The sequence below is a fragment of the Paraburkholderia humisilvae genome (assembly GCF_902859855.1).
GTDB classification, from domain to species: domain Bacteria; phylum Pseudomonadota; class Gammaproteobacteria; order Burkholderiales; family Burkholderiaceae; genus Paraburkholderia; species Paraburkholderia humisilvae.
This window is the reverse complement of record NZ_CADIKH010000003.1, coordinates 255,262-278,349: the sequence shown is the minus strand read 5'-3', so window position 1 is coordinate 278,349 and position 23,088 is coordinate 255,262. Positions and strand designations below refer to the sequence as shown.

16 protein-coding genes are annotated in these 23,088 nt (G+C 62.7%); 4 read left to right on the top strand and 12 right to left on the bottom strand.

The genetic code is table 11. The features are described from left to right. Window positions 1–276: 276 nt before the first annotated feature. On the top strand, window positions 277–5,043 hold the full coding sequence (locus HV796_RS04380; RefSeq protein WP_175225222.1) for a chemotaxis protein CheB: 4,767 nt from the start codon (window positions 277–279) through the stop codon (window positions 5,041–5,043). A 111-nt stretch (window positions 5,044–5,154) separates the two neighbouring features. Here HV796_RS04380 and HV796_RS04375 read toward each other — a convergent pair whose 3' ends face one another. From HV796_RS04375 to HV796_RS04325, 11 genes are all read right to left on the bottom strand, one after another. Next, window positions 5,155–5,865 (bottom strand): DUF2894 domain-containing protein, encoded by a 711-nt coding sequence (locus HV796_RS04375; protein ID WP_175225221.1) that lies wholly within the window; start codon window positions 5,863–5,865, stop codon window positions 5,155–5,157. After that, complete coding sequence (locus HV796_RS04370) at window positions 5,858–6,505, bottom strand: OmpA family protein (RefSeq protein WP_175225220.1); 648 nt, start codon at window positions 6,503–6,505, stop codon at window positions 5,858–5,860. Before HV796_RS04370 ends, HV796_RS04375 begins: the two co-directional genes overlap by 8 nt. Beyond that, entirely contained in the window at window positions 6,502–8,613 is a 2,112-nt protein-coding gene (locus HV796_RS04365) for a DUF802 domain-containing protein (protein WP_175225219.1), read from the bottom strand. Before HV796_RS04365 ends, HV796_RS04370 begins: the two co-directional genes overlap by 4 nt. 23 nt (window positions 8,614–8,636) lie before the next feature. Continuing rightward, window positions 8,637–9,431, bottom strand: coding sequence for a DUF3348 domain-containing protein (locus HV796_RS04360; RefSeq protein WP_281369756.1), 795 nt, complete (start codon window positions 9,429–9,431; stop codon window positions 8,637–8,639). A gap of 173 nt (window positions 9,432–9,604) precedes the next feature. Next, complete coding sequence (locus HV796_RS04355) at window positions 9,605–10,327, bottom strand: hypothetical protein (RefSeq protein WP_175225218.1); 723 nt, start codon at window positions 10,325–10,327, stop codon at window positions 9,605–9,607. Window positions 10,328–10,451: 124 nt separating this feature from the next. Beyond that, window positions 10,452–11,858 (bottom strand): heavy metal sensor histidine kinase, encoded by a 1,407-nt coding sequence (locus HV796_RS04350; RefSeq protein ID WP_175225217.1) that lies wholly within the window; start codon window positions 11,856–11,858, stop codon window positions 10,452–10,454. Next, window positions 11,852–12,538: a heavy metal response regulator transcription factor IrlR gene (gene irlR / locus HV796_RS04345; RefSeq protein ID WP_175225216.1), complete on the bottom strand. Its 687-nt coding sequence runs from the start codon at window positions 12,536–12,538 to the stop codon at window positions 11,852–11,854. Before irlR ends, HV796_RS04350 begins: the two co-directional genes overlap by 7 nt. Then, window positions 12,526–15,765: an efflux RND transporter permease subunit gene (locus tag HV796_RS04340; RefSeq protein ID WP_175225215.1), complete on the bottom strand. Its 3,240-nt coding sequence runs from the start codon at window positions 15,763–15,765 to the stop codon at window positions 12,526–12,528. Before HV796_RS04340 ends, irlR begins: the two co-directional genes overlap by 13 nt. Window positions 15,766–15,828: 63 nt before the next feature. Continuing rightward, window positions 15,829–17,301 (bottom strand): efflux RND transporter periplasmic adaptor subunit, encoded by a 1,473-nt coding sequence (locus HV796_RS04335; protein WP_175225214.1) that lies wholly within the window; start codon window positions 17,299–17,301, stop codon window positions 15,829–15,831. A gap of 11 nt (window positions 17,302–17,312) precedes the next feature. Beyond that, window positions 17,313–18,635, bottom strand: coding sequence for a TolC family protein (locus HV796_RS04330; protein WP_175225213.1), 1,323 nt, complete (start codon window positions 18,633–18,635; stop codon window positions 17,313–17,315). Between the two features lie 96 nt (window positions 18,636–18,731). Beyond that, window positions 18,732–20,984: a heavy metal translocating P-type ATPase gene (locus HV796_RS04325; protein ID WP_175225212.1), complete on the bottom strand. Its 2,253-nt coding sequence runs from the start codon at window positions 20,982–20,984 to the stop codon at window positions 18,732–18,734. A 78-nt stretch (window positions 20,985–21,062) separates the two neighbouring features. Between HV796_RS04325 and cadR the strand changes: the two genes are divergently transcribed. After that, window positions 21,063–21,491, top strand: coding sequence for a Cd(II)/Pb(II)-responsive transcriptional regulator (gene cadR / locus HV796_RS04320; protein ID WP_175225211.1), 429 nt, complete (start codon window positions 21,063–21,065; stop codon window positions 21,489–21,491). 97 nt (window positions 21,492–21,588) lie between these two features. Here cadR and HV796_RS04315 read toward each other — a convergent pair whose 3' ends face one another. Beyond that, window positions 21,589–22,464, bottom strand: coding sequence for a cation diffusion facilitator family transporter (locus tag HV796_RS04315; protein ID WP_281369759.1), 876 nt, complete (start codon window positions 22,462–22,464; stop codon window positions 21,589–21,591). A 3-nt stretch (window positions 22,465–22,467) separates the two neighbouring features. Between HV796_RS04315 and HV796_RS44000 the strand changes: the two genes are divergently transcribed. Both HV796_RS44000 and HV796_RS04310 read left to right on the top strand, forming a co-directional pair. Next, a complete protein-coding gene (locus tag HV796_RS44000; RefSeq protein WP_246355681.1) occupies window positions 22,468–22,644 on the top strand; it encodes a hypothetical protein in 177 nt (58 codons plus the stop codon). 124 nt (window positions 22,645–22,768) lie between these two features. Then, window positions 22,769–23,062 carry an ArsR/SmtB family transcription factor gene (locus tag HV796_RS04310; protein WP_175225291.1) on the top strand — a complete coding sequence of 98 codons (294 nt, stop codon included), beginning with the start codon at window positions 22,769–22,771 and terminating at the stop codon, window positions 23,060–23,062. The last annotated feature ends 26 nt before the right edge of the window (window positions 23,063–23,088 follow it).

Sequence of the window (23,088 nt, the reverse complement as noted above, 5' to 3'; positions counted from 1 at the left end):
GACTCCGGGTCACGGGGCCCGGTTGGGGTCCGTCCGCGTGTGTGCGCGGCATCGGGGCGATGCCGCGTTAGCGCCGGAGGACGCGCATAACCTGTTCCCGGCATCGGCTTGTCGCAGTGACGTGCATGGACTTCGGCATGGCGACCGATGGGCCAACGCCATGTCGACGGTTTGTTGTCTTTGCGTTTGGCGTGCCTGCGCGAACGGGCGTTATCGGGAAGCTTACAGACCTCGTCACAGGCCCCTCTATCGAGTACGCTTTCAGTGCGAGTGTCCGTGTTCGAGCGCAGCGCGCGATTGGCGACCTCCGAGGCCGTGTGCCGGCTCCCCCACATCCGCCCCGTTAATGCGAGAATTCGCCGCGTTGCTACGCGTGCGGGTCCCGGTGCGTGCCACCTGCACGATTTAACTCGTCGAACGCTATATATCGGATGTCGCCGGGCAGCAGCAACGATTCCCTTGATGGAGCATTGTGTGAACCGGAAAACTTCTCGGCCGTCCGGTGTCTCTCCGCCTCGGCCCGACGCCATGTCTGCCGCAAGCCTGGTTGGGCGCGTCGAGGCAAAGCCGGTGCCGGTGGTCGGTATTGGCGCGTCGGCCGGCGGCCTGGATGCGTTAAACAAACTGCTCGGACATTTGCCCGCCGATACCGGCATGGCCTTTGTCGTCATCCAGCACCTGGATCCCCAGCACAAAAGCAGATTGCGCGACCTGCTGGGCGAAGTCACGCCGATGCCCGTGCTCGAGGCCCGCGACGGTCTGCCGGTCGAACCGGACCACGTCTATGTGATTGTGCCCAACACGACGCTGGCGATTGCCGATGGCGTCTGCCGGGTCAGCCCGCGCGGCGACGCGCGCGGTGTGCATCTGCCGGTTGACCATTTCCTGAAGTCACTGGCCGAAGACTGCCAGGCCCGCGCGATTGGCGTGATCCTCTCAGGCACCGGCACGGATGGGACCCTGGGTGTGGAGGAGATCAAGGCGGCCGGCGGCATCACGCTCGCCCAGGACGAACAGAGCGCGGCCCACACCGGCATGCCCCTGAATGCCATTCGTTCGGGCTGCATCGACATGGTTCTGCCGCCTGCGGACATGGCTCGCGAACTGGCGCGCATCGGCCGTCATCCCTATGTCGCCTCGTCCCGGGCGGCGCAGGCCGAAACCGAAACCGAAACCGAGACCGACACCGACACGATCGCGGAAGACCGGGACTACCGCGAGATTCTGAGCCGGCTGCAGGTTGCATTCAAGGTCGACTTCGGCAGCTATCGCGATACGACTGTCAAACGGCGCATGACACGCAGGATGGTTCTGCACTCGCTCGGGAGCCTCGCCGATTATGCGGCGCGACTCAAAGATGACCGCACCGAGCTTGAGGCGCTGTATCACGACATCCTGATTAACGTTACAAGCTTCTTCCGCGATCCGGACGCGTTCGATGGGATCAGGCAGCACGTGCTGCCCGCCATCATGAAGCACAAGGACCCGGGTACGCCGCTGCGCATCTGGGTCCCTGGATGCTCGACCGGCCAGGAGGCCTACTCGCTCGCCATCGTCGTCACTGAATTTCTCGAAGCGACGCAGGGCGCACCATTGCCGGTCCAGATTTTCGCCACCGATCTGAGCGACACCCTGTCGCTGCAGCAGGCCCGTCAGGGGCTGTATCCGGGCAGCATCGAGGCGGAGATGTCGACCGGACGGTTAAACCGCTTTTTCAGCAGAGAGGACAGCCACTACCGCGTGTCCCCATCGCTGCGCGACATGATCGTCTTCGCCCGGCAAAACGTGGCAGCCGATCCGCCCTATTCCCGGGTCGACCTGATCAGCTGCCGCAATCTGCTGATCTACCTGTCGCCGTCGCTGCAAAAGCGCGTGATCCCGACGTTCCATTACGCGCTCAACCCGGGTGGCTTTCTGGTACTCGGTGCGTCTGAGACCGTAGGGTCATTCAGCACGCTTTTCGCCGCTGTCGACCCACCCAACCGCATCTATGCGAAAAAGGCAACGGCAACCCGGTCCTATCCGCATTTTCATGCTGAACGAACGGTCGTCGACCCCGGGCGAAGCGCCGCGCCGGCACCGGCAATGTCTGTGACAGACTGGCAGCGCGAGGCCGATCGTGTCGCGCTTGCCCGGTACGCGCCGCCCGGCGTGCTCGTCAACGAGAATCTGGAGATCCTGCAGTTTCGCGGCCAGACCGGCCCATTCCTTGCCCCGGCGCCCGGGGAGCCGAGCCACAACCTGTTGAAGATGGCGCGCGAGGGGCTATTCGTCGGATTGCGCGCGGCGCTCGCCGAATCCCAACAGCAGGGCGTGCCGGTGCACCGGCAGGGTGTACGCGTGCGGGGCGAAGCGACCGAGCGGCAGATCGACCTGCACGTCATCCCGGTCAAATTACCGAATTGGCCGGAGCGCTGCTACCTGATTTCGTTTGCCGAGCCTGCGCATTCCGATGGTCCAGTGCCGAGCGCATCCCCCAGCGGCGCAATAGCGAAACTGCCTGGTGATGAGCTGGAATTGCTGCGCCAGGAACTGGCCTCCACGCGTGAATACCTGCAATCGGTGATCGAGCAGCAGGACGCCGCCAATGAGGAGCTGAAGGCGGGCAACGAGGAGGTCCTTTCATCGAACGAGGAACTGCAGAGCACCAACGAAGAACTCGAGTCCGCCAAGGAAGAACTGCAATCGCTCAACGAAGAGCTGACGACGGTCAACGAACAGCTGCAGGTGCGCAACGCCGAGCTCGTGCGCCTCAACGACGACATGACCAACCTGCTCGGCAGTGTCAATGTTCCGATTGTCGTGTTCGGCAGTGACCTGTGCATACGCCGGTTCACCGCGCCCGCGACGAAACTGCTGCACCTGCGCGCCAGCGACGTTGGCCGCCCGGCCAGCCATCTCCGGCTTCCCGTGCCGACGGCCGGCCTCGAAGCGCTGCTGCGCGAGGTCATCGAGACCGTGCAGATGCGCGAACACGAGGTACAGGACGAAGCCGGTCACTGGTATGCGTTCCGGGTGCTGCCCTATCGCACCGCCGACAACCGGATCGATGGCGCCATGCTCGCGCTTGAGGACATTCAAGGCGCGAAGCTCGCGCAGACGGCCCTGCGAGACGCACGCGACTACGCCCAGGCGATTATCGAAACCGCGCGCGACCCGCTGCTGGTCCTTGACAGCGAGTTACGTGTCCAGCTCGCGAGTCGGGCCTTCTATCGCACTTTCAGGCAGAGGCCATCCGATACGGTGGGGCACCGTCTCTTTGAACTGGGCAACGGTCAGTGGGACACGCCCGAGCTGCACGCGCTGCTCGCGCAGGTGCTCACCGAGAGCAAGCCTTTCGAGGACTATGAGGTCAAGGCGAGCTTCGAGCACATCGGCCGTAGGATCATGCTGCTCAATGCCCGCCGCATCCTTCGCAACAATGAAGAAACCGGACTGATCCTGCTCGCGCTTGAGGACGTGACCGACCGCGCTCGTGTGGGAGAAGTTCAGGCGCGCCTCGCTGAGATTGTCGAGTGCTCCGACGATGGAATCATTAGCACGACCCTTGACGACATCATCACGACATGGAACGCAGGCGCGGAGCATATTTTCGGGCTGCGCGCCGCTGAAGCGATCGGCACGCCACTCGCCCGCGTGTTGCCACTTGCACAGGAGTACGGGGACGCCGACGTTCAGGCACGGATGCAGAGAGGCGAGCGCATTGCGCATGCCGAGACGATGATCATCGGCGGGGAAGGGCGGCCGGTGCACCTGTCAGTCGCGATGTCACCGCTGCGCAATGCAGACGGCGTGGTGATCGGTATATCGAGAGTGGCGCGCGATATTAGCGAGAGCAGGCGCATGCAGGAAGAGCTGAAAGCCTTTGCCGCCGGACTTGCCGAAACCGATCAGCGGAAGAATGAATTTCTGGCGATACTCGCACACGAACTGCGCAATCCGCTCGCGCCGATCCGCAACGCGGTGCAGATACTGCAGCAGTCCACCACACGCACGCTTGCGGATCGATCCGCGATCGACATCATGCAGCGCCAGATGGCTCAAATGGTGCGCCTGGTCGACGAACTGCTCGATGTGAGTCGCGTCAGTCGCGGCAAGATCGAACTGCGCAGGGACGAGGTCGAACTGAACTCGCTGGCCCATCATGCTGCCGAGGCCGCCCGCAGCGAGTGCGATGCGATGCGGCAGGAACTGGTGGTGAGCGTGCCATCCGAGCCGATCTACGTCGACGGCGATCCCGTGCGGCTGCTGCAGGTGATCGGAAATCTGCTGAGCAACGCGAGCAAGTTTACCGAGGGCGGCGGCCGGATCGAATTGTGCGTCGAGCGCGACGGGAACCATGCGCTCGTCCTTGTCCGGGACAACGGCATCGGCATCAAGGAGGCGCAGCTGTCGCGCATTTTTGACATGTTTGCGCAGGCTGACAATTCGCTGGAACGCACGCGTAGCGGCTTGGGGATTGGCCTGACCCTGGTCAAGACGCTGGTGGAAATGCATGGCGGCAATGTGGTCGTCCGTAGTGACGGCGCGGGCCAGGGCAGCGAATTCGTGGTGCGCTTGCCGATCCTGACCGACGCGCAAAGGGCGCAACCGAAGCCGCCGGCACGCGTTGGGCGCGAACCGTTGACGGCGCAGGCCCGCCGCATACTGATCGTTGACGATAACCGTGACTCGGCCGATTCGCTCGCCACGCTCTTGCGAACGCGAGGTCATGATGTGCATATTGCGTACGATGGGCCACAGGCCGTTGAGCACGCGGCTGCGCTGCTGCCAGACGTGATCGTGCTCGACATCGGTTTGCCCCGGTTGAACGGCTACGAGGCCGCCCGCCGGATCCGTGCGCAGCGGGTTGACGGGCGCTTTCTGCTGGTGGCGCTCACCGGGTGGTCGCAGGAAGAGGACCGACGCCGCTCCATCGAAGCGGGTTTCGACGCTCACCTGGTCAAACCTGTTTCGCTTGAAGACGTCGAAGCGCTGTTCGTCCGGTTGTCTGGCGGTAGACCTGCTGGTGAGACCGCAGGAAATGAGTCGCCGGTGCGCTGATAAACCGCCCCTCTGCGGCGTTCGCGGTGGCATTTTGGACGACGGCGCGGTGTTCGGGTTGCATTGGCAATTCGTCCGTCGTGCGGATGGGCGTATGCGCCATCCAGCGTGTCAAGCCTTCGGCTTGCGCCTGACCGATTGCTTCACGGCTTTCGTCTCTTTCCCGCCCGGCGGCGCACTTTCTACACTCGACGCCTGAGTGCCGCCACCCGGTTCCCCAAGTGCCGACAGCGTTTCCACATACGACAGGAAATGCTGCAAGTACTCGGGCGACAGCTCATTCATCAGCGACAGCGCGCGATACACGAGGCGGCTCGAATTCAGCGGCCCCGCATTGCCCGGCACGTGCGCGAGCGACTGGCGCAATTGCCGGCCCGTGCTTAGTTTCGACCACACGGTATGGAAGTATTGCAGCGTGTCGGCGAGCGTCTGCGCGCGGTCGGGGCGCTGGCTCAATGAAGCGGCCAAGGCCGCGAGCGAAGTGCCGCGGGGTGTATTCGCCGGCGCAGGTGCCGATGCCGGTGCCGGCGCCGATATCGGCGATTCGAGCCGAGGTTGACCCGACTCGCGCTGGCGTTTGATTTCGCGCTCATACGCGGTCATCCATGCCGCGAGCCTCGCGTTGAGATGGCGACCGAACTCGCCATCCGCTGGCAGCATTGCCATGCGCCGCGCGAGCGCGGCGATCGTCGCAAAGCGCAGCGGATCGATGCGATCCATGCCCGCTTCGCGCCACCGTTCGAGCGTTGCGCGCGCGTCAGCGCAGGCTGCCTCGTCTGATGCAGCCTGCGCGACAGGCTGCGCCTCGCGCGCGTCACTCATGCTTGCCGCCATTGCTCGCCGACTGGCGCGGCACTGGCGCGATCTCGACGCGGCGGTTCTTCGCGCGGCCTTCGGCATCAGCGTTCGAACCTACCGGCTGCTCGGAGCCGAACGCCGCCGCGAACACCGAAGACGCGGGCACGCCTTCGTCGATAAACGCGCGCGTCACGGTTAGCGCGCGTTGCGCCGACAGTTCCCAGTTATCCGCGAAACGCCGGTTGCCCGCGCGCACCTGCTGATCGTCCGCAAAACCGCTGACCATCAGGATCTCGTCGTTCACGCGCAAATAGGCGGCGAGCGGTCCCGCCAGCGCCTTGAGCAACTCGCGCCCCTGCGGCTGCAACTGGTCCGAGTTCAGCGCGAACAGCACATTGCCGCTGATGCCGATGCGCCCGTTTACGAGCGTCACGCGCCCGGCTGCGAGCGGCGCGGCGAGCGCCTGCTCCAGCGCCTGACGCCGCTGTGCCTCGGCCTTGTGCTGCTGCGTCTCCTTGTCCAGCCGGCTCGACAGTTCGAACTGCACGCCGATGATGCTCACGAGAATCAGCACGAATGCGCCGACCAGCACCGACATCAGATCGCCGAACGCGGCCCAGATCGGCGCGCCCGGCTCGACGCCGACATCGATCTCGTCGCTCATGACGCGCGTGCTCCGGCTAACTGCTGCAGGTCTTCCATGATCTGTTTCTGCGACATCACGCTCAGGTCGATGACCTCGCGCGCCTGCGCGACGTAATACGCGAGCTGTTCGTCGCTACGCGCGAGCGACCGTTCGAGCGCGCGTTCGATGTGCTCAAGATGAGTGATCAGCTTGCCGTTCGATTCGCCGAACGACGCAACGGCCGCGCCGAACGCATCGCCCATGCTCGCCAGTTCGATCGCGCTGGTGGCGACCTGCGCGGCGGCGGTATCGAGCTTGTGCGTTTCGGATTCGACCTTGCCGGAGAACTGCTCGCCGACGCGCTCGAGGAGATTCGCCGACGTCGACACCAGTCCGTCGATGGCCGCGCGCTGTTCGGTCGACGCGAGATTGACGGCATCGAGCAGCGTCTCCAGCGTTTGCAGCAGACGCGTGCGCTCCTCGAGCATCGCCGTATCGCGGACCATGCTTTCCGACAGGCTCTTGCGCAACGCCGCGATCACATCGGCGGCGGCCTTCGGTGCTTCCGACGCCGCCGTCACGAGCCGTCCAATCTCATCGAGCGTGCCGCGCGCCTCGGCTTGCGCGCGCTCGGCGATCTGGCGTGCGGTATCGGCGAGTGTGTCGCAGATCTGCTGCTGGCGCGCCGCGTGTTGCGCGCCGGTCTCGGCCCATTCGCGTGACAGCGCCGAGGCAGTCTGTTCGAGCGTCGTTGCCCACGCGGCGAGGCGTTGGTCGTCGGCGCTGGCAAGGCTCTCCTGCAGCGCGGCATGCGAAGCATCGACCCGCTCGACCAGCGAAGTCGCACGCGACTCGATGCTTGCCGCCGCAGCGGTGGTGGCCGCCTCATAACGTACGGCGGCCGACGTCAGCGCTGCTTCGTGACGAGCGGCGAGCGCGTCGTGCGTTTGCGCGTGCCGCGCGAGCGCGTCGCTCCACGTCTGCGAGAGCTGCGCTGCCGATGTCCCGAGTTGCGCGGCGACATCGTCGAGTAGTTTCGATGCGCGCGTGTCGGCGCTCGCGGCGAAACGGTCGAGCGTCGCACTCATGCGCCCGGCGAGCGCGTCGCTCGATGCGCGCTGCGCGTCGAGTGCACCGGTCCAGGTGCTCGCGACCTGCTCGGCGGTCGACGCGAAACCGCGCGACAGGCTTTCCATCTGCTGATGCACGGATTGCGCCACGCGCTCGTGCAGCGCCGTCGTGTCGCGCGCGACACTCGCGAGCGTTGTCTCGACGACGGGCTGGATCGCCGCGCCGACGGCGCGCGCATGTTCGCCGACACTCTGCCGCAACGACTGCTCGACCGAGTTCGCCAGCCGCGCATACGCGAGCTCGGTCTTCGCATGAAATGTTTGCTGGTTCGCCAGCTGTTGTTCGCGGGTGGTCGCGCTGTGCTGTTCGAGAGCGGCCATCAGCGTGCGCAGGCCGTCGATCAACGCGGGCATCGCGTCAGCCTGGCGCTGCATCAGCCGGAACGTTTCCTCGCGTTGATGCGCGGGCGAAAACACGCGCAGCACCGTTGCGATCTTCGCGTCGAGCTGCTGCGCGACCTTGATGCGCTCGCGACGGCACAGCGCCGACAGCAGGCCGAGCATCGCGGAGGTGGCGACGCCCGCGATCGATGTGCCGAACGCGAAGCCGAGGCCACGCACCGGCGCAGCGAGCGAAGCACGCACGGCTTGCAGATCGGTGGCTGCATCGAGCGCGGCGCCGGTGCCGCGCAACGTCGCGGCCATGCCGAGCAGCGTTCCGAGCATTCCGAGCAGCACCAGCAGGCCGACCAGATACGGCGTGAGCGACGGACCCGGCAAGCCCGCGCGTTCGCCTTCCACGCGTAGACGCACCGCGCCGTGCAGGCTCGGATGCAGGCGGTCGAGCCACGCGCCGAGTTGCGGGGGCGTCGCGGTCAGCGAATTGACGGCCACGACCAGCGTGTCGGTCGCTTGCTGATAGCGGTACAGCTCAATCGCGCCCGTGACGTAGCACGCGCCGATCAACAGTGCGACGACGAGCGCGAGCGGGTTGGTCGTCGCATAACCGATCGCGACCCACAACACGGCGGCAAGGCCAATCACAAAGACGGCAAGATGGATTCGGTATCTGGACATGGTGTGTCCTGCGGATTTCCGGGTTAGCTGGCGCGAAGGGCGGCGAGCAGCCCTTCGACCGGTTGAAAACGAAGGTCGAGTTCCGCGAGCAGCACGGCGTGCATATCTTCTCGGAACGCGTCGAGCCAGGCGCCGGCAGGCGGCGCGGCGACCGCGTGTTGCGCTTGCGGCGTTGCGGCTGCCGCTGTCGTTGTTGCTGTTGCTATCGCGAGTGCGGTGTCGCGCAGTCGCGTGAAGTGTGTTTCGAGCAGTGTCGGCACGGCGGCGAGCAGGCTGCGCTCGCGGCCGTCGAGCGCGCGCTCCATGGTCGCATCGACGAGCGCGAGGCGCGCGTGGCGCTCGCCGCGCGTCGCGAGCGTCGCCTGCAGTCGGGTGCGCAATTCGCCGATGGCGGTTTCCATCGACTGCTGCTGTGCCTGATAGTGCTGACGGAACAGCGCGAAATCGATGGTTGCGTCGTTCGCTTCGATGCTCGCTTCGGCGCGTAGAGGCGTCCCGCGACTCCGTCTGGCCGTGGCAGCGTCGCCGCGCCGCCACGCGTCGATCGCGGCGGTCAGCGTGGCGCGCGTGCGCGCGCACCGCGCCGCCTCGAGCGTGACCACGGTTGCATCGCCGCGTGTCGTCTGCGCACCGGTGACGGGCGCGGGCGCGGCGGCATCGAGCGCACTGGACAGCGCGATCGCGTCGGTCCAGCCGAGCCACTGGCTCAGGCGGTCCGGCAAAGACACATCGGAAGCGGGGACGCCGGTCTGCGTCACGCGCGCCAGCACGCGAACGAGCGACGCGCCGCTGTATGGCATGCGCTGCGGAAGCTGCACGGATTTCCTCGCGCAAAAACCGCATAGTTTACACGGCGGCGGCCGCAGACCGGACGAATGTGGCACGGCAAAAAGGGCGCGAAGGGAAAAGACGTTCGAGCGCTGTTGGAACAGGTCACGCGCAACCAAGGGCGAGACGCGCGTCGACTGGGGCGCAGTCGCTTTGGTGTTAGTCAGCCATCGGCCGATATTCCGTAAAACCTGTAAAACGCTTCGATCGGCGCTTCGACGGCAAGCGCCTGCAATGGGAACACGCGCCCCAGGTCTCCAGGTTTTGTGAGCCCCGCGAGCCGACTCTTGAAATCCTGCGTCACGTTGGGTCTAAGCGAGCCGGTACGGTCGAGAAATTGTCCCCATAGCGAGATGTGCCGATACCGTCGCTCCGCGATCCTGCCGCTGGCGACGTACGGTGCGGGAAAGCACCGCCGATAGGCCGGCAGGTTATAGAGCCAGGAGGTGCCGACCACGCGTGTCACGTGTGGTCCGTCACGCTTGATCTCATCGAAGATCGTCCGAAGCTCAGCAAGCCGTGCAGGCAGGCGCTCGCTGCTCAAAGGGGCGGTCGTGGCGGACTCCGCATTTCGGAAATGGATTCGCACGCACGTTGCGTCTTGCATGACGTATGAAAAGCACGTGGATGTTTCGGGCTGCCGTGAATCTGCTCGTTGTGCAAGATAGAAGCGATAGGTCCAGTCGCAAACATCCGCCGCGCGGGTTAGTCCGTCGATATAGCGACGCCAGACAGGATGACCGTGGTCGAAATGCCGACCTAGCCCGAAGCGAATGTAGATATTCGTGTAATCGCGCAAAGCCTGATCGATAGGCAATCCAACAAGCGCCGCTACGGCCTTGGCAAGGTCGATCTGGAGCGCGAAGAACTCCTTGCTATAAACCATCGATGTTCACTTCCCTCCGACGCTATGTGCCTAACCGTGTCAACGTGTTCCTCGGCGCACTTGAACGCGAGATCGCGCAACTTGCAAGGAAGCACGGTCAGTAGGACGCCAATGCAGCGCCCGTTCAGTGAGAGCGGTCCCGGCCATCGGCGCGATGCCGTGGGAACATCAGGAAAAATGTTGTCATGACCCCGGGGTGGCTTTCCACGCGGCATTGGCCGCCATGACTGTCCATGATCGATTTCACGATCGCCAGCCCCAAGCCCGTGCCGGAAGCTGAATCATGGCGTGAAGGATCGACCCTGTAAAACCGTTCGAATATCCTGTGTACATGCTCCGGCCCGATACCGGGGCCGTTATCTGAAACGGCGAGTAGGGTGATCGTGTCGGTCTCCTTGCAGTCGATGGTGACCGTGCTTCCTTTCGGAGCGTGTGCGAGCGCATTGGAGATCAGGTTGCTCAAGGCCCGCTGATAAAGCAGCAGATCGGCTGAGACCTGCGCTTGCCCCGAGACCCGGATGGTCACCTCCGCATCGTCTGCCATTGGTTCGTAATAGCCCGCTACGCGTGCTGCTTCTTCAACCGCATCCAGTGCACGAATGTCGAGAGCGGTATCGGCCCGCTCGGCGCGAGCGATAAATAGCATGTCCTCGATCATTCTCGAAAGGCGCTGGTATTCGTCGATACTCGACTCGATGACGTCCCGGTATTCAGCGGCTTGCCTCGGTTTGGAAAGCGCGACTTGTGCCGCTGCTTGCAGGTTGGTGAGCGGTGTGCGCATATCGTGCGCAAGGTTCGAAGAAAACTGGCTCAATCGGGTGAATGAGTCGTTCAACCGTTGCTGCATGCCATTGAACGCATGCTGCAACTCCTTCAGTTCACCGGCAGCATCAAGCTCAAGAAGCGGCAGCGTCAGCCGGCTCGATGAAATTTCTTCGGCGCGCGCGATCAGACGTCGTAGCGGGCTCAATGCCAGCATCGCAATGCCGTACGCGAATGCCGCTGCCAGCAGTACGCCCGATACCTGAATAACGGCGATGGCATACGCGTAGGCCCGTAACAATGCGATGTCATCATTCCGGTTGTATTGAACGGCCACACGGACATCAACGCCATCGAGCCGCACGGTTGCGGCAACGTAACGCAGCGTCGAATCAGTCGATGCGACGGAAACCGGTTTATGTCCTGTCTGCTCCCAAACGTGGGGTGAAAGCGGTCGAAATCCGCTTGAGCGGAAAAGCGGCGTTCCCGCCATGTCGAAAATACCCAGATCCATATTCCGGTGGCCGTGCAACAGGTCGGTCCACAGCTCGGCACTCTGTGGCACGTCGCGAGTGGCCGGCATGTCCGCCAGATGAACCTGCAGTGCCATCATCGTATTGGCCATCTGGTCGCTGGCGTTCGTGTCAATCCGTCCCTGCAACGCCCCAAAGAGTGCAAACCCACTTAACGCAAGAACGATCGACGTGCACAGTGTGATGAGCGCGGTGAGTCGCGAGCGCAACGTCCGCGGCGCGAAACGAGTCAGCATGCGTTTTCCATTTGCCGCTCTTCGAGCACGTACCCCATGCCCCTGACCGTGTGAATGAGTTTGGGCTCGTAGGCATCGTCCACCTTGGACCTCAGCCGCCGGATCGCGGAATCGACGACGTTTGTGTCGCTATTGAAGTTCATGTCCCATACGTGGGACGCGATCGTGGCCCGCGGGAGGATCTCGCCCTCCCGCCTCATCAGCAACCACAGAAGCGCAAACTCCTTCGCCGTCAGGATGATTGTGTCGCCCTGTCGGGTGGCCTTGCGACGGATCAGGTCGAGTTCGAGGTCTGACACGCGAAGCGTATCGGATTCCCGCGGCCGTCCACGACGCAAAATCGATTTCACGCGCGCGGTCAGTTCGACAAAATCAAAAGGCTTTGCGAGGTAGTCGTCCGCGCCAAGCTCAAGCCCTTTGATGCGATCACCGACATCATCGCGTGCAGTAAGAAAGAGCACCGGTGTGGATTTCTTGCGCCGCAGGTTTTGCAAAAGCGTCCATCCGTTCTGCCCCGGCAGCATCACGTCGAGTATCACCAGGTCGTACTCTTCCGTCTCAGCCTGATGCTGGCCCGAGATGCCGTCCTCAACCCAGTCGACTACATAACCCGCCTCTTTCAGCCCTTTGCGGAGATACGACCCGGTCTTGAGCTCATCTTCCACGATCAGGATTCGCATGATGCATTCCTTCGATCCAGGCCCAACCGTTGCAACACCCAACGTGGGGCCATGTTACCCAAAGCCATTCTGAAGCCTTGCCGGAGGGACACCGAATGACAAACTTTGTAAAGCACGGGAAGCACCAGCAGCGTTAGCGCGGTCGACGACAGAACGCCGCCGATCACCACCGTCGCGAGGGGGCGCTGCACTTCGGAGCCTGTGCCCGTGGCGAATGCCATGGGCAGGAAGCCCAGCGATGCGACGAGGGCAGTCATCAGAACCGGCCTTAGCCGGGTGAGTGCGCCTTCACGCACGGCGACGTCGAGTTCCGCGCCACGCTCGCGCAGACTCCTGATAAAGGAAATCATCACGAGGCCATTGAGCACGGCCACACCGGACAACGCGATGAAGCCGACGGCGGCGGTAATCGATAACGGGATGCCGCGCATCCAGAGCGACACCACCCCTCCGCTCAATGCAAAGGGGATGCCGGTGAAAACGAGTAAGCCATCCTTAAGATTGTTAAACATGATGAACAGCAGAACAAACACCATGAACAGGGCGAGCGGAACGACAAGCTTAAGGCGATCGGTGGCGCTTTGTAACTGTTCAAACTGCCCACCCCATGATAGCCAGTAGCCTGGCGGCACCTGCACGTCCTGCTCGATCATCTGTCTTGCATCGGCGACGAACGAGCCCACATCGCGACCGCGCACATTCGCCGATACCACCACGCGACGCTTGCCGTCTTCACGACTGATCTGGTTCGGCCCCGGCCCTACCTCCACTGTCGCCAGTTCCGCCAGGGGCACGTAGGGTGCCCGTGCCATCGGGCCACTTGCTGCCGCCGGCGCCGCAACGGGAAGTGCGATCGGAAGCCGCTTGATCGCTTCAATATCCGAACGCAGTTCGTCAGGCAAGCGAACGACGATATCGAAACGGCGATCGCCCTGGAACAAGGTGCCCGCCTTTCGACCGCCGACAGCGGCCGCCACGGTGTCCTGCACCTCCATCACTGTGACGCCGTACCTTGCAAGCTTCTCCCGATCGAGATGGATAGACAGCACCGGTAGCCCCGTCGTCTGCTCGATCTTCACTTCGGATGCTCCGGGGACCTTCTGCAGTGCCGCTGCGATCTTCTCTCCCGTGCCGTTGAGAACGGCCATGTCATCGCCGAAGATTTTCACCGCAACGTCACTGCGCACGCCCGAAATGAGTTCATTGAAGCGCAACTGGATGGGCTGTGAGAATTCGTATGCATTGCCTGGCAGACCAGCGAGCGCGGTCTCGATTTCGGCAACGAGCTGCTCGCGCGATTTGTCCGGGTCGGACCACTGTTTTTTGGGCTTGAGCATCACGTAGCCATCCGAAAGATTCGGTGGCATGGGGTCCGCAGCGATCTCCGCCGTGCCGGTTCGTGCGAAAACGCGGTCAATCTCCGGAATACGCTGCTTTAACGTTCGCTCGATCACCTTCTGCATCTCAATGGATTGCGACAGACTGGTGCCGGGGATTCGCAGCGCCGCCACGGCGAGGTCACCTTCGTTGAGGCTCGGAATGAATTCACTTCCTAGCCGGGGTGCCAGGCTGATCGTCACGCCGACAATGATGACCGCACTGACCAGCACCCGCTTCGGTCGCTGCATGAACCGGGACAGCAGCGGCGCATACGCGCCGCGTGCCCACGTCATCAGGCGGTTTTCCTTTTCCTCGACGCGGTCCCCGATAAAGAGTGCAACCGCAGCAGGGATAAACGTCACCGTCAGTAGCATCGCCGCCGCGAGTGCCATCACCACGGTAACGGCCATCGGATGAAACATCTTGCCTTCGACGCCGCTGAGCGCAAAGATCGGCAGATAGACCACCATGATGATGAGCTGGCCGAAGATGAGCGCCCGGCGCGCTTCCTGAGAAGCGTCGAAGACTTCGGAGAACCGCTCGTCGCGCGTCAACGCACGTCCGAGTATCGTTTGCGTGTGGGATAACCGCCGCACGCAGTTTTCGACGATAACCACTGCGCCATCCACGATGATGCCGAAATCGAGTGCGCCGAGGCTCATCAGGTTCGCACTGACCTTCGCGTTCACCATGCCGGTGAAAGTCATCAGCATCGACAGTGGGATGACGAGCGCCGTGATGATGGCCGCGCGAATGTTGCCGAGGAAAATGAACAGGATGACGATGACCAGCACCGCTCCCTCCAGCAGGTTCCTCTTCACTGTGTCGACGGCTTTCTCGACGAGCACGGTCCGGTCGTACACGGGCACCGCCTTGACGCCCGCTGGCAGCGTACGGTTGATGTCGTCCATCTTGAGTGCAACGGCCTTCGCCACCGCCCGGCTGTTTTCCCCCATCAACATGAACACCGTGCCAAGGACAACTTCCTGACCGTTCGACGTGGCGGCGCCCGTGCGCAGTTCCCGGCCGATGTCGACCTGCCCGACATCGCGCACCCGGACCGGAACTCCGCCTGCATTGCTCAGCACGATATTTGAAATATCGTTGACCGAGCCCGCCTGTCCCGGCACACGGACCAGATACTGTTCGCCACGTTTTTCGATGTAGCCCGCGCCGACATTGTCATTGTTGCGTTCGAGCGCGCGCACAATGTCGGCGAGCGTCAGCCCATACGACATCAGCCTGGTCGGATCAGGCGCAACCCGAAACTCCTTGACGTAGCCCCCGATCGAGTTGACTTCGGTGACGCCGGGGACGTTGCGCAACTGAGGTTTGATCACCCAGTCCTGCAGTTCACGCAGGTCCGCAGGCGTATATCGGCTTGCGTCGGGCTTGCGTGCCGACGCGTCGGCCTCGACCGTCCAGAGATAGATTTCACCAAGTCCGGTCGACGTCGGTCCCATTGCCGGGGCGATTCCTTCCGGCAGCTTCTCCTTGGCCTCTTGAATGCGCTCGTTGACCAGCTGGCGCGCAAAATAGATGTCGGTGCCGTCCTTGAAAATCATGGTGACCTGAGACAGCCCATACCTCGAGATAGAACGTGTCTGGTCGAGATTGGGCAGGCCCGCCATCGCCGTTTCGATCGGGTAGGTAATGCGCTGCTCAGCCTCGAGGGGCGAGTAGCCCGGCGCTGCGGTATTGATTTGAACCTGGACATTCGTGATGTCCGGAACTGCATCGATAGGCAGCTTCTGGTAGCTAAAGACGCCCAATGCCGCGATAGCGGCCGTGGCCAGCATCACGAGCCAACGATGGGCGATCGCAAAACGGATCAGTCGTTCAAACATGAATCGGCCCCGTGAACGTTGAAGGTGTACCGCGCACGGCGCCGCCCGAAACCTGTCGCTGCATCATTCTTCCTCCGCGCTGCCTTTGCCAAGTTCGGCCTTGAGCACAAAGCTGTTGGCCGCGACGTACGATTGGCCGACCTGCAAGCCGCTCAGCACTTCCACCACGCTGTCATCCCGGCGACCGGTTTTCACGGCCTGTGCGACAAATCCCTTTGGTGATTCGACAAAAACGGTCGGAGCGCCTTCGATGTCCTGCACCGCGTCGTTGCGGACTGCCACGGGCACGGACTGTCGACCGGCATTGACGGACACGTTCACGAACATCCCCGGACGCCATGCGCCGTCGGGATTCGGCAGCACGACTCTGGCCGGAGCGGAGCGCGTCTGCTCGCCGAGGAGTGCGCCAACGTACGCGATCCGTCCACCCGACGTCGAATCGAAGGCCGCTGCGTTGACGGTCGCTTCGCGTCCGATACGGACGTCGTTGAGACGCTGCGCGGGCACCGCCATCTCCGCCCACACGGTCGACAGATCGGAAAGCGTGAAAATGTTCGCGTCAGCGGCAATGGCTTCACCGGCGGTCGCGTGTTTCTCGACAATCGTCCCTGCGAAAGGCGCCCGCAACTCGTACCGGTTCAGGGGGCTTCCGGTGACGGGGGCGTCGAGGGCCAATAGCTTCTGACGCGCATTCTGCGTGGCAATCTCCGCTTCGCGCAGTTGTACCTGCGCTTGCAGATAGTCCTGCTCGGCAGAGATGCGCTCCTTCCAGAGCATGCGCTCGCGCTCGTACTGGGTTCGCGCTGCCGCGAGCCGGCGCTCGGCCGTCAGCCATTCGCTTCGACGATCCGCGAGGTCGGTGCTGGCGATCACCGCCAGCAACTGGCCCTTCGACACGTTCTCGCCGACCGAAACCGCAACCCGTTCCACGATCCCGGCGACACGGGGCACCACATGCGCGGTCCTGTCTTCGTTGAAGCGGATCTCTCCGGGCATCTGAATGGTCGATGCGATTTCGGCTGGCCCGGCCTTCGCAAGTCCGATGCCGGCTGCCTCGATCTGTTGCGGGCTCAATGTCACCGCGCCGTCGGCGCGCGAATAGGCGAAGCTCGCCGGTTTTCCATTCCGGTTCACCTGAATGGTTGCGTCGAAGACATGGGGTTTGGCGATGGGCTGCGTCGACGTGAACCGGTTGCCTGAAGCGACAAACCGGATGTCCTCCTTCGTCCCCTGGAAGCCTGTCAGCACGCCGGAGATCGATACACCGTTGCTGACGGGTTTTCCGTTGACGTAGGGATAGACGATCAGGCGTGCATCGTCGGCCTTTTCGAACAGGACAATTTCGACGGTCAGGTCGTCAGCATTGAACACTGTTCCGCCATATTGCGCGGCCCGCGATGCTTCCGGGGAGTTGACCTGGGCGCTAGCGACCGTTCGGTCTGACGATGGCCCGCGCGTCAGCGCAAACGCTGCGAGCACGATGCCGGCTCCGGCGATGGCAGCCGCGATGACAGTAACAATTTTCTTGCGCGGCACGATGGTGTCCTTCACGGTTGGGGGGTGAACGGGGATGTGACCGATGGCAACGGCGTACCGATGAGCCGTCCAAGATCGGCATAGGAAACATATGCGTCGGTCAACGCCCGGACATACCGGGCCTGCTCCTGGGACAACGTGCGTTGCGCATCCAGCACGTCCAGAAATGCGAACTTGCCGAGTTCGTAGCCCCGCGACATCGCATCAAGCGCTTCACGGGCACTCGGCAACACTTCTGATTTGAGTCGTTCCGCTTCATATTTCGCTGTTTGATAGCGGGCGTACGCCTGGGTCAGTTCGAGCTGGAGTGTCGCTTTTTCAGCGTCGAAATCGGCGCTTGCCTTTTCGGCTCGATGGACGGCTTCGAGTAGCGCACCCTTGTTCGTGTCGAAGATCGGCAAAGGGATCGAGACGCCAATCACAGCCTGATTGAACGGCGTACCTCCGGTGACGATGTGTTTCATGCCCGCACTGACCGTGACGTCAGGAATCCGCTTGGCACGCTCAACGGAAATCGCGGCGCTGCTCCTGAGCATTTCGGCTTTTGATGCGCGGGAAAGCGGCGCGTTTTCCAAACGTGGGAGCAGTTGCGAGAGTGGCTCAACCGTCGGTATTGAATCGAGATCGCCGCTGACCGGATGCTCACGCATCGCCGGGTCGCCCGTAACGGTTGCAAGTTTTTCCGTCGCTGTCGCGACGTCGGTTTTCGCGTTGGCAAGCTCGATCTGCGCGCCGCTCGCCGCCACCTTCGCTTTGGTCGCCTCAACCGGCGAGACCTTGCCGGCGCGCGCGCGCTTGTCCGCAAGGTCCGCTGAGCGTGCAGCAATGGCAGCCGTTTCTTCGGCTACCTGTAGCTGACGTTGCGCGGCGAGCAATCCGTAAAACGCCGTGATGACCTGCGAACGCAGGGCGGCTGCGCGGCCATCGAGTGTGGCGAGCGCGACTTCCCGTCCATATGACGCGACGTCAAGTCGCGCACGACGCTTGCCGCCCAGTTCGATGGTCTGATTGAGCAGGGCGGTGGTCGAGCGTTCGGTGTTGCCCGAGCCTTCCTGCAGGAACGACACTTCCGGGTTGGGACGCGCACCCGCCTGGATCCATGTTCCGGTCGATGCATCGGCGTCAGCGCGCGCCCCTCTGAACGCCGGATTGGACTGCGCCGCCAGTCCCAATACGTCGTCCAGCGTGAGCGGAGCATTCGTTCGCGTATCGGTGAACGCGCCGGGCGCGACACTGTGCTGAATATCGCCATCGACAGAGGCGGAGAACGACTGCGCACTGGCGGAGCTTGTCGCCACCGCGAGTGTCATCAGGTAAAGGTAGCGTGCGAGCATGGCGGTGGTGTCGGTTGGCATGTATTGGAATACTAAGTTTCCGTTGCAGTGCCAACATGACGCGAAGATGAGATTTCTGTCATCTTCGGCGGGAAACTATTTGCGAAGCAGGCGCAAGCCGTTTCCTACCACAAGCAGACTGGCACCGACGTCGGCAAAGACGGCCATCCACATCGTGCCGAGGCCGACGAGCGTCAACACGAGGAAGATCGCCTTGATGCCGAGTGCCAGCGTGATGTTCTGCACGAGAATCGTGTGCGTCGCCTTCGATAGCCGGATAAACGATGGGATTTTCCGCAAGTCATCGTCCATCAGCGCAACGTCTGCGGTTTCAATGGCTGTATCGGTGCCCATTGCGCCCATCGCGAAGCCGATATCGGCTCGCGCCAGCGCGGGCGCATCGTTGATGCCATCGCCGACCATTCCGACCATCGTCGAGCCGGTTGCGAGGTTCTCGACGGCGCGCAGTTTGTCTTCAGGCAGCTGGTTGCCCTCCGCGCGATCGATGCCCACCTGTCGAGCGATCGCTGCAGCGGTATGAGGGTTGTCTCCGGTGAGCATCGCCGTGCGCACACCCAGCGCGTGCAGCTCGGCGATCGCCTGTTTGCTGCTTTCCTTGACGGTGTCGGCGACGGCGAAGAGCGCCAGCACACGCGATTCGTCAACGAGCATCACCACGGTTTTTCCGTCCCGCTCCAGCGTGTCGAGACGCGCCTCAAGCTCCACTGAACAGCGCCCGAGTTCTTCAACCAGTCTGTGGTTGCCGAGCAGATAGCGACGCCCATCGATCTCTCCCGCCACACCGCGGCCGGCAAGGGCTTCAAATGCGTCGACCGGCATAAGCGGCACGTGATCGGCCTCAGCCGCGCGGGCAATCGCCACGGACACAGGATGGTCCGAGCGGCTTGCAAGACTCGCGGCCAATGCGCGAGCGGATTGCGGCTTGAGATCGATTGCGCGCAATTCGTAATCGGTTTGCACCGGCTTGCCATGCGTGATCGTGCCGGTCTTGTCCAGCGCGAGCCACGCGAGCTTGCGGCCCTGCTCCAGGTACGTGCCTCCCTTGACGAGAATTCCGCGGCGCGCCGCTGCGGCCAGTCCGCTGACGATCGACACAGGCGTCGAAATCACCAGCGCGCAAGGGCATGCAATGACGAGCAGGACGAGGGCCTTGTATATCCAGTCCAACCAGGCTCCGGACAGAAACAAGGGAGGGATAACCGCCACGCCCACCGCAATCGCAAATACAGCTGGCGTGTAGACCCGTGCAAACTGATCGACAAACCGCTGTGTCGGCGCTTTGGCTCCCTGCGCCTCTTCGATTGCGTGGATGATTCGAGCGAGCGTCGTGTTGTTTGCAGCGGCCGTCACGCGGTATTCGAGTGACCCCGCTTCGTTGATGGTGCCTGCGAATACCTGATCGCCCTCGGCCTTTTCGACAGGCAGGCTTTCTCCCGTGATCGGCGCCTGGTTCACCGCCGATCGGCCGCTTACCACCTCACCGTCCAGACCGATTCGCTCGCCAGGGCGTACGCGCACGATCGCGCCTGGCATGACCTTGCTCGCTTCGATCTGCATCCACGAACCGTCGGGCTGCCTGACAGTCGCGGTGTCGGGCGCGAGGCGCATCAAGCCGTGAATGGCGTTGCGCGCACGATCGAGTGACTTCGCCTCGATCAGTTCAGCAACGGTGAACAGCACCATGACCATCGCGGCTTCTGGCCATTGACCGAGCAGGAACGCGCCTGTCACGGCGATGCTCATCAATGCGTTGATGTTCAGATTGCCGTTGCGAATGGCGACCCAGCCTTTGCGATAAGTCGTCAGACCGCACGAGCCGACCGCAATCACGGCGAGTACAGCCGCTATCCACTGAGGTTGCCCAAGCCAGCTTGCTGCTTCAGACGCGATCGCGGCGATGCCCGCGACGGCGAGCGGCCACCAGCGCTGCGCCGGCGGTTCGGCGGCGGTGACGGTGGGTGCGTCCGTTTCCGCAACTTCAGGTGTCAATCCGAGTGACCGGATCGCGTCAAGCACCGCTTCCTGTGCGTTGGGCTCGTGCGTGACAGTCAACACCCGTTGCATCAGATTGAATTCCATGCCCTTAACCGATGCGATGCCGGCGAGCTTCTTGCGAATCAACGCCTCTTCGGTTGGGCAGTCCATCTGCAAAATGGCGATTCGAGTTCGGACAGCGTCGCCGATCGCAATGGGCGATATGCCGGCGGCCGGAGCCACCGTGGGGGAAGCGCAGCACGCGTGAGCGTCGGCGACGGAATGTTCGTGATCGCAGCAGTCGTGAGTCTCACGGGCACGTTTGCTATCGGATACAGCGGTGGATGCTGGCATGGTGGATTCCTCGCTTGATTTATGGTCTAGTGGACACCTTGGAGCCACTCCAAGGTCAAGCTGTGCGAGGAAGACATCATGAAAATCGGTGAATTGGCGCAACTGGCGGGCTGTACGACCGACACGATCCGGTTTTACGAGAAGGAAGGCCTACTGCCGGCTGCGGCCCGTACAGGGGCGAACTATCGGTATTACAGCGACGCGCATCTTCAGCGGTTGCGCTTTATTCGTAACTGTCGCGCGCTGGACATGAGCCACGAGGAGATACGCAGGCTGCTCGATGCCGGCGACGCACGAGGCGAGGACTGTGCTGCGATCAACCAATTGATCGACGAACATATCGATCACGTTGTGAAGCGCATTGATGAGTTGACTTCGCTCAAGCAGCAGTTGCTGACGCTGCGCGCACACTGCCAGACTGAAAAGGCGGTCCTGGAGTGCGGCATCATGCAGGAGCTTGGCGCAATGGAAGCGTCGGCCGCCCACGCACATCACGGTCACGTGTAGCTTTGGGCCGCGCTAAGCGGCGGAGAACGCGGGATAGGCGATCCGATGCGACGGCGCGCAGCTTGCTGAGCCGATAGGGCCGCAACCGCGCGTGCGGTCAGCGACCTTCCACTTGATGCTGTGTGCCGCCCTCTGTCGAACGGGCATCGGAACACTCGTCCTGTTCAACCTGGACCGTGACATGGTCAATGTTGAAGCGCGTCGCGAGGCGCTGTTGAACCGCGCTAACGACATCGCATGCCTTCGCGCCCACTGCGGGGTGGACGTGAAGGGTCACCATATGTTGCTCGCCCGTGATTGACCACGCGTGAATATGATGTGCGTTATCCACCTCAGGCACGTTCTGTTCGAGGTCCGCCTTGATGTCGGACAGGTGTATTCCTTCTGGCGTACCTTCGAGCAGGATATGCGCGGATGACCTGACGATGCCCCACGCGCTCTTGAGGATGACAACTGCGACAAAAATGGACAGCAGTGGGTCAATCGGTGTCCAGCCCGTCAGCAGGATCACGGCGGCCGCAACGATCGCTGCTACCGAACCGAGCATATCGCCAAGCACGTGCAGCCAGGCGCCGCGAAGATTGAGGTTTTCGCGGTTACCGCCGTGCAGTACGGCGAACGCGGCAATGTTGGCGGCGAGCCCGGCGAGCGCGATGATGAGCATCGTCTTGCCGATGACCGGAACCGGCGACGTGAACCGGCGCGCCGCCTCGACAACAATCCATGCCGCAATGACGAAGAGCGCGCAGCCATTGACGAACGCGGCGAGAATTTCCAGCCGTTTGTAGCCGTAGGACAGTTGGGCCGTCGCCGGGCGCCGGCCATAGTGAATGGCGACCCAACTAAACCCCAGCGCTGCCGCGTCGCTAACCATGTGACCCGCGTCGGCCAGCAGCGCAAGCGACCCCGACAGGACGCCGCCTACCACTTCCACCAGCATGAAGAGCGCGATGATAACGAATGCCCATCCGATACGATGCTGATCCGTGACGCCGTGAAGGTGATTGTGACCCGCGTGGTCGTGCTTTCCATGGCCGTGTGCGTGTGCGTGGCCATGGGCTGCATGCGCGTGTTCATCGTGCGTAGGGGAGTGGCTGCCCCCATGGTGATGACCGGCGTCACCACCATGCTGGTTGTGCATGTGCGCCATTGAGACTGTCCTCGACCGCTAGAATCGCCTATTATATACACACATAAACATACGTTGATGTAAACTTTTTGGAGGGCGCGTGGCCGCACATGAGCTAACCGATGACCGGGTGGTGGAACTGGCAGAGATGTTCCGGCTAATGGGCGACCCAAGCCGGCTAAAGATCATTGTCGCGTGCCTGAATGCGCCGATGTGCGTATCGGACATCGCGGCGAAATATGGCATGTCGCAGCCGCTTGTCAGTCACCATCTGCGCCTGCTGCGCGCCGCTCGAGTATTGCGGGCGGAACGGCGCGGCAAGCAGGTTTTCTACGAGGCGGCCGATGACCACGTGAAGCGTGTCATTGGCGACATGACTGAGCATGTGTGCGAGCAACCCGTTCCGGAAGTGATCGATATCGAGGATGCGCCGCGCCGGTAAGCCTCGCCGCGCACAGCACAACGGTT

What these genes read in the sequence shown, in the direction of transcription:
- HV796_RS04375 (WP_175225221.1), bottom strand. Translation starts at nt 5,865, where the DNA reads ATGAGTGACGCGCGCGAGGCGCAGCCTGTCGCGCAGGCTGCATCAGAC.
- HV796_RS04370 (WP_175225220.1), bottom strand. Translation starts at nt 6,505, where the DNA reads ATGAGCGACGAGATCGATGTCGGCGTCGAGCCGGGCGCGCCGATCTGG.
- HV796_RS04365 (WP_175225219.1), bottom strand. Translation starts at nt 8,613, where the DNA reads ATGTCCAGATACCGAATCCATCTTGCCGTCTTTGTGATTGGCCTTGCC.
- HV796_RS04355 (WP_175225218.1), bottom strand. Translation starts at nt 10,327, where the DNA reads ATGGTTTATAGCAAGGAGTTCTTCGCGCTCCAGATCGACCTTGCCAAG.
- HV796_RS04350 (WP_175225217.1), bottom strand. Translation starts at nt 11,858, where the DNA reads ATGCTGACTCGTTTCGCGCCGCGGACGTTGCGCTCGCGACTCACCGCG.
- irlR (WP_175225216.1), bottom strand. Translation starts at nt 12,538, where the DNA reads ATGCGAATCCTGATCGTGGAAGATGAGCTCAAGACCGGGTCGTATCTC.
- HV796_RS04340 (WP_175225215.1), bottom strand. Translation starts at nt 15,765, where the DNA reads ATGTTTGAACGACTGATCCGTTTTGCGATCGCCCATCGTTGGCTCGTG.
- HV796_RS04330 (WP_175225213.1), bottom strand. Translation starts at nt 18,635, where the DNA reads ATGCTCGCACGCTACCTTTACCTGATGACACTCGCGGTGGCGACAAGC.
- HV796_RS04325 (WP_175225212.1), bottom strand. Translation starts at nt 20,984, where the DNA reads ATGCCAGCATCCACCGCTGTATCCGATAGCAAACGTGCCCGTGAGACT.
- cadR (WP_175225211.1), top strand. Translation starts at nt 21,063, where the DNA reads ATGAAAATCGGTGAATTGGCGCAACTGGCGGGCTGTACGACCGACACG.
- HV796_RS44000 (WP_246355681.1), top strand. Translation starts at nt 22,468, where the DNA reads ATGCTGATCCGTGACGCCGTGAAGGTGATTGTGACCCGCGTGGTCGTG.
- HV796_RS04310 (WP_175225291.1), top strand. Translation starts at nt 22,769, where the DNA reads ATGTTCCGGCTAATGGGCGACCCAAGCCGGCTAAAGATCATTGTCGCG.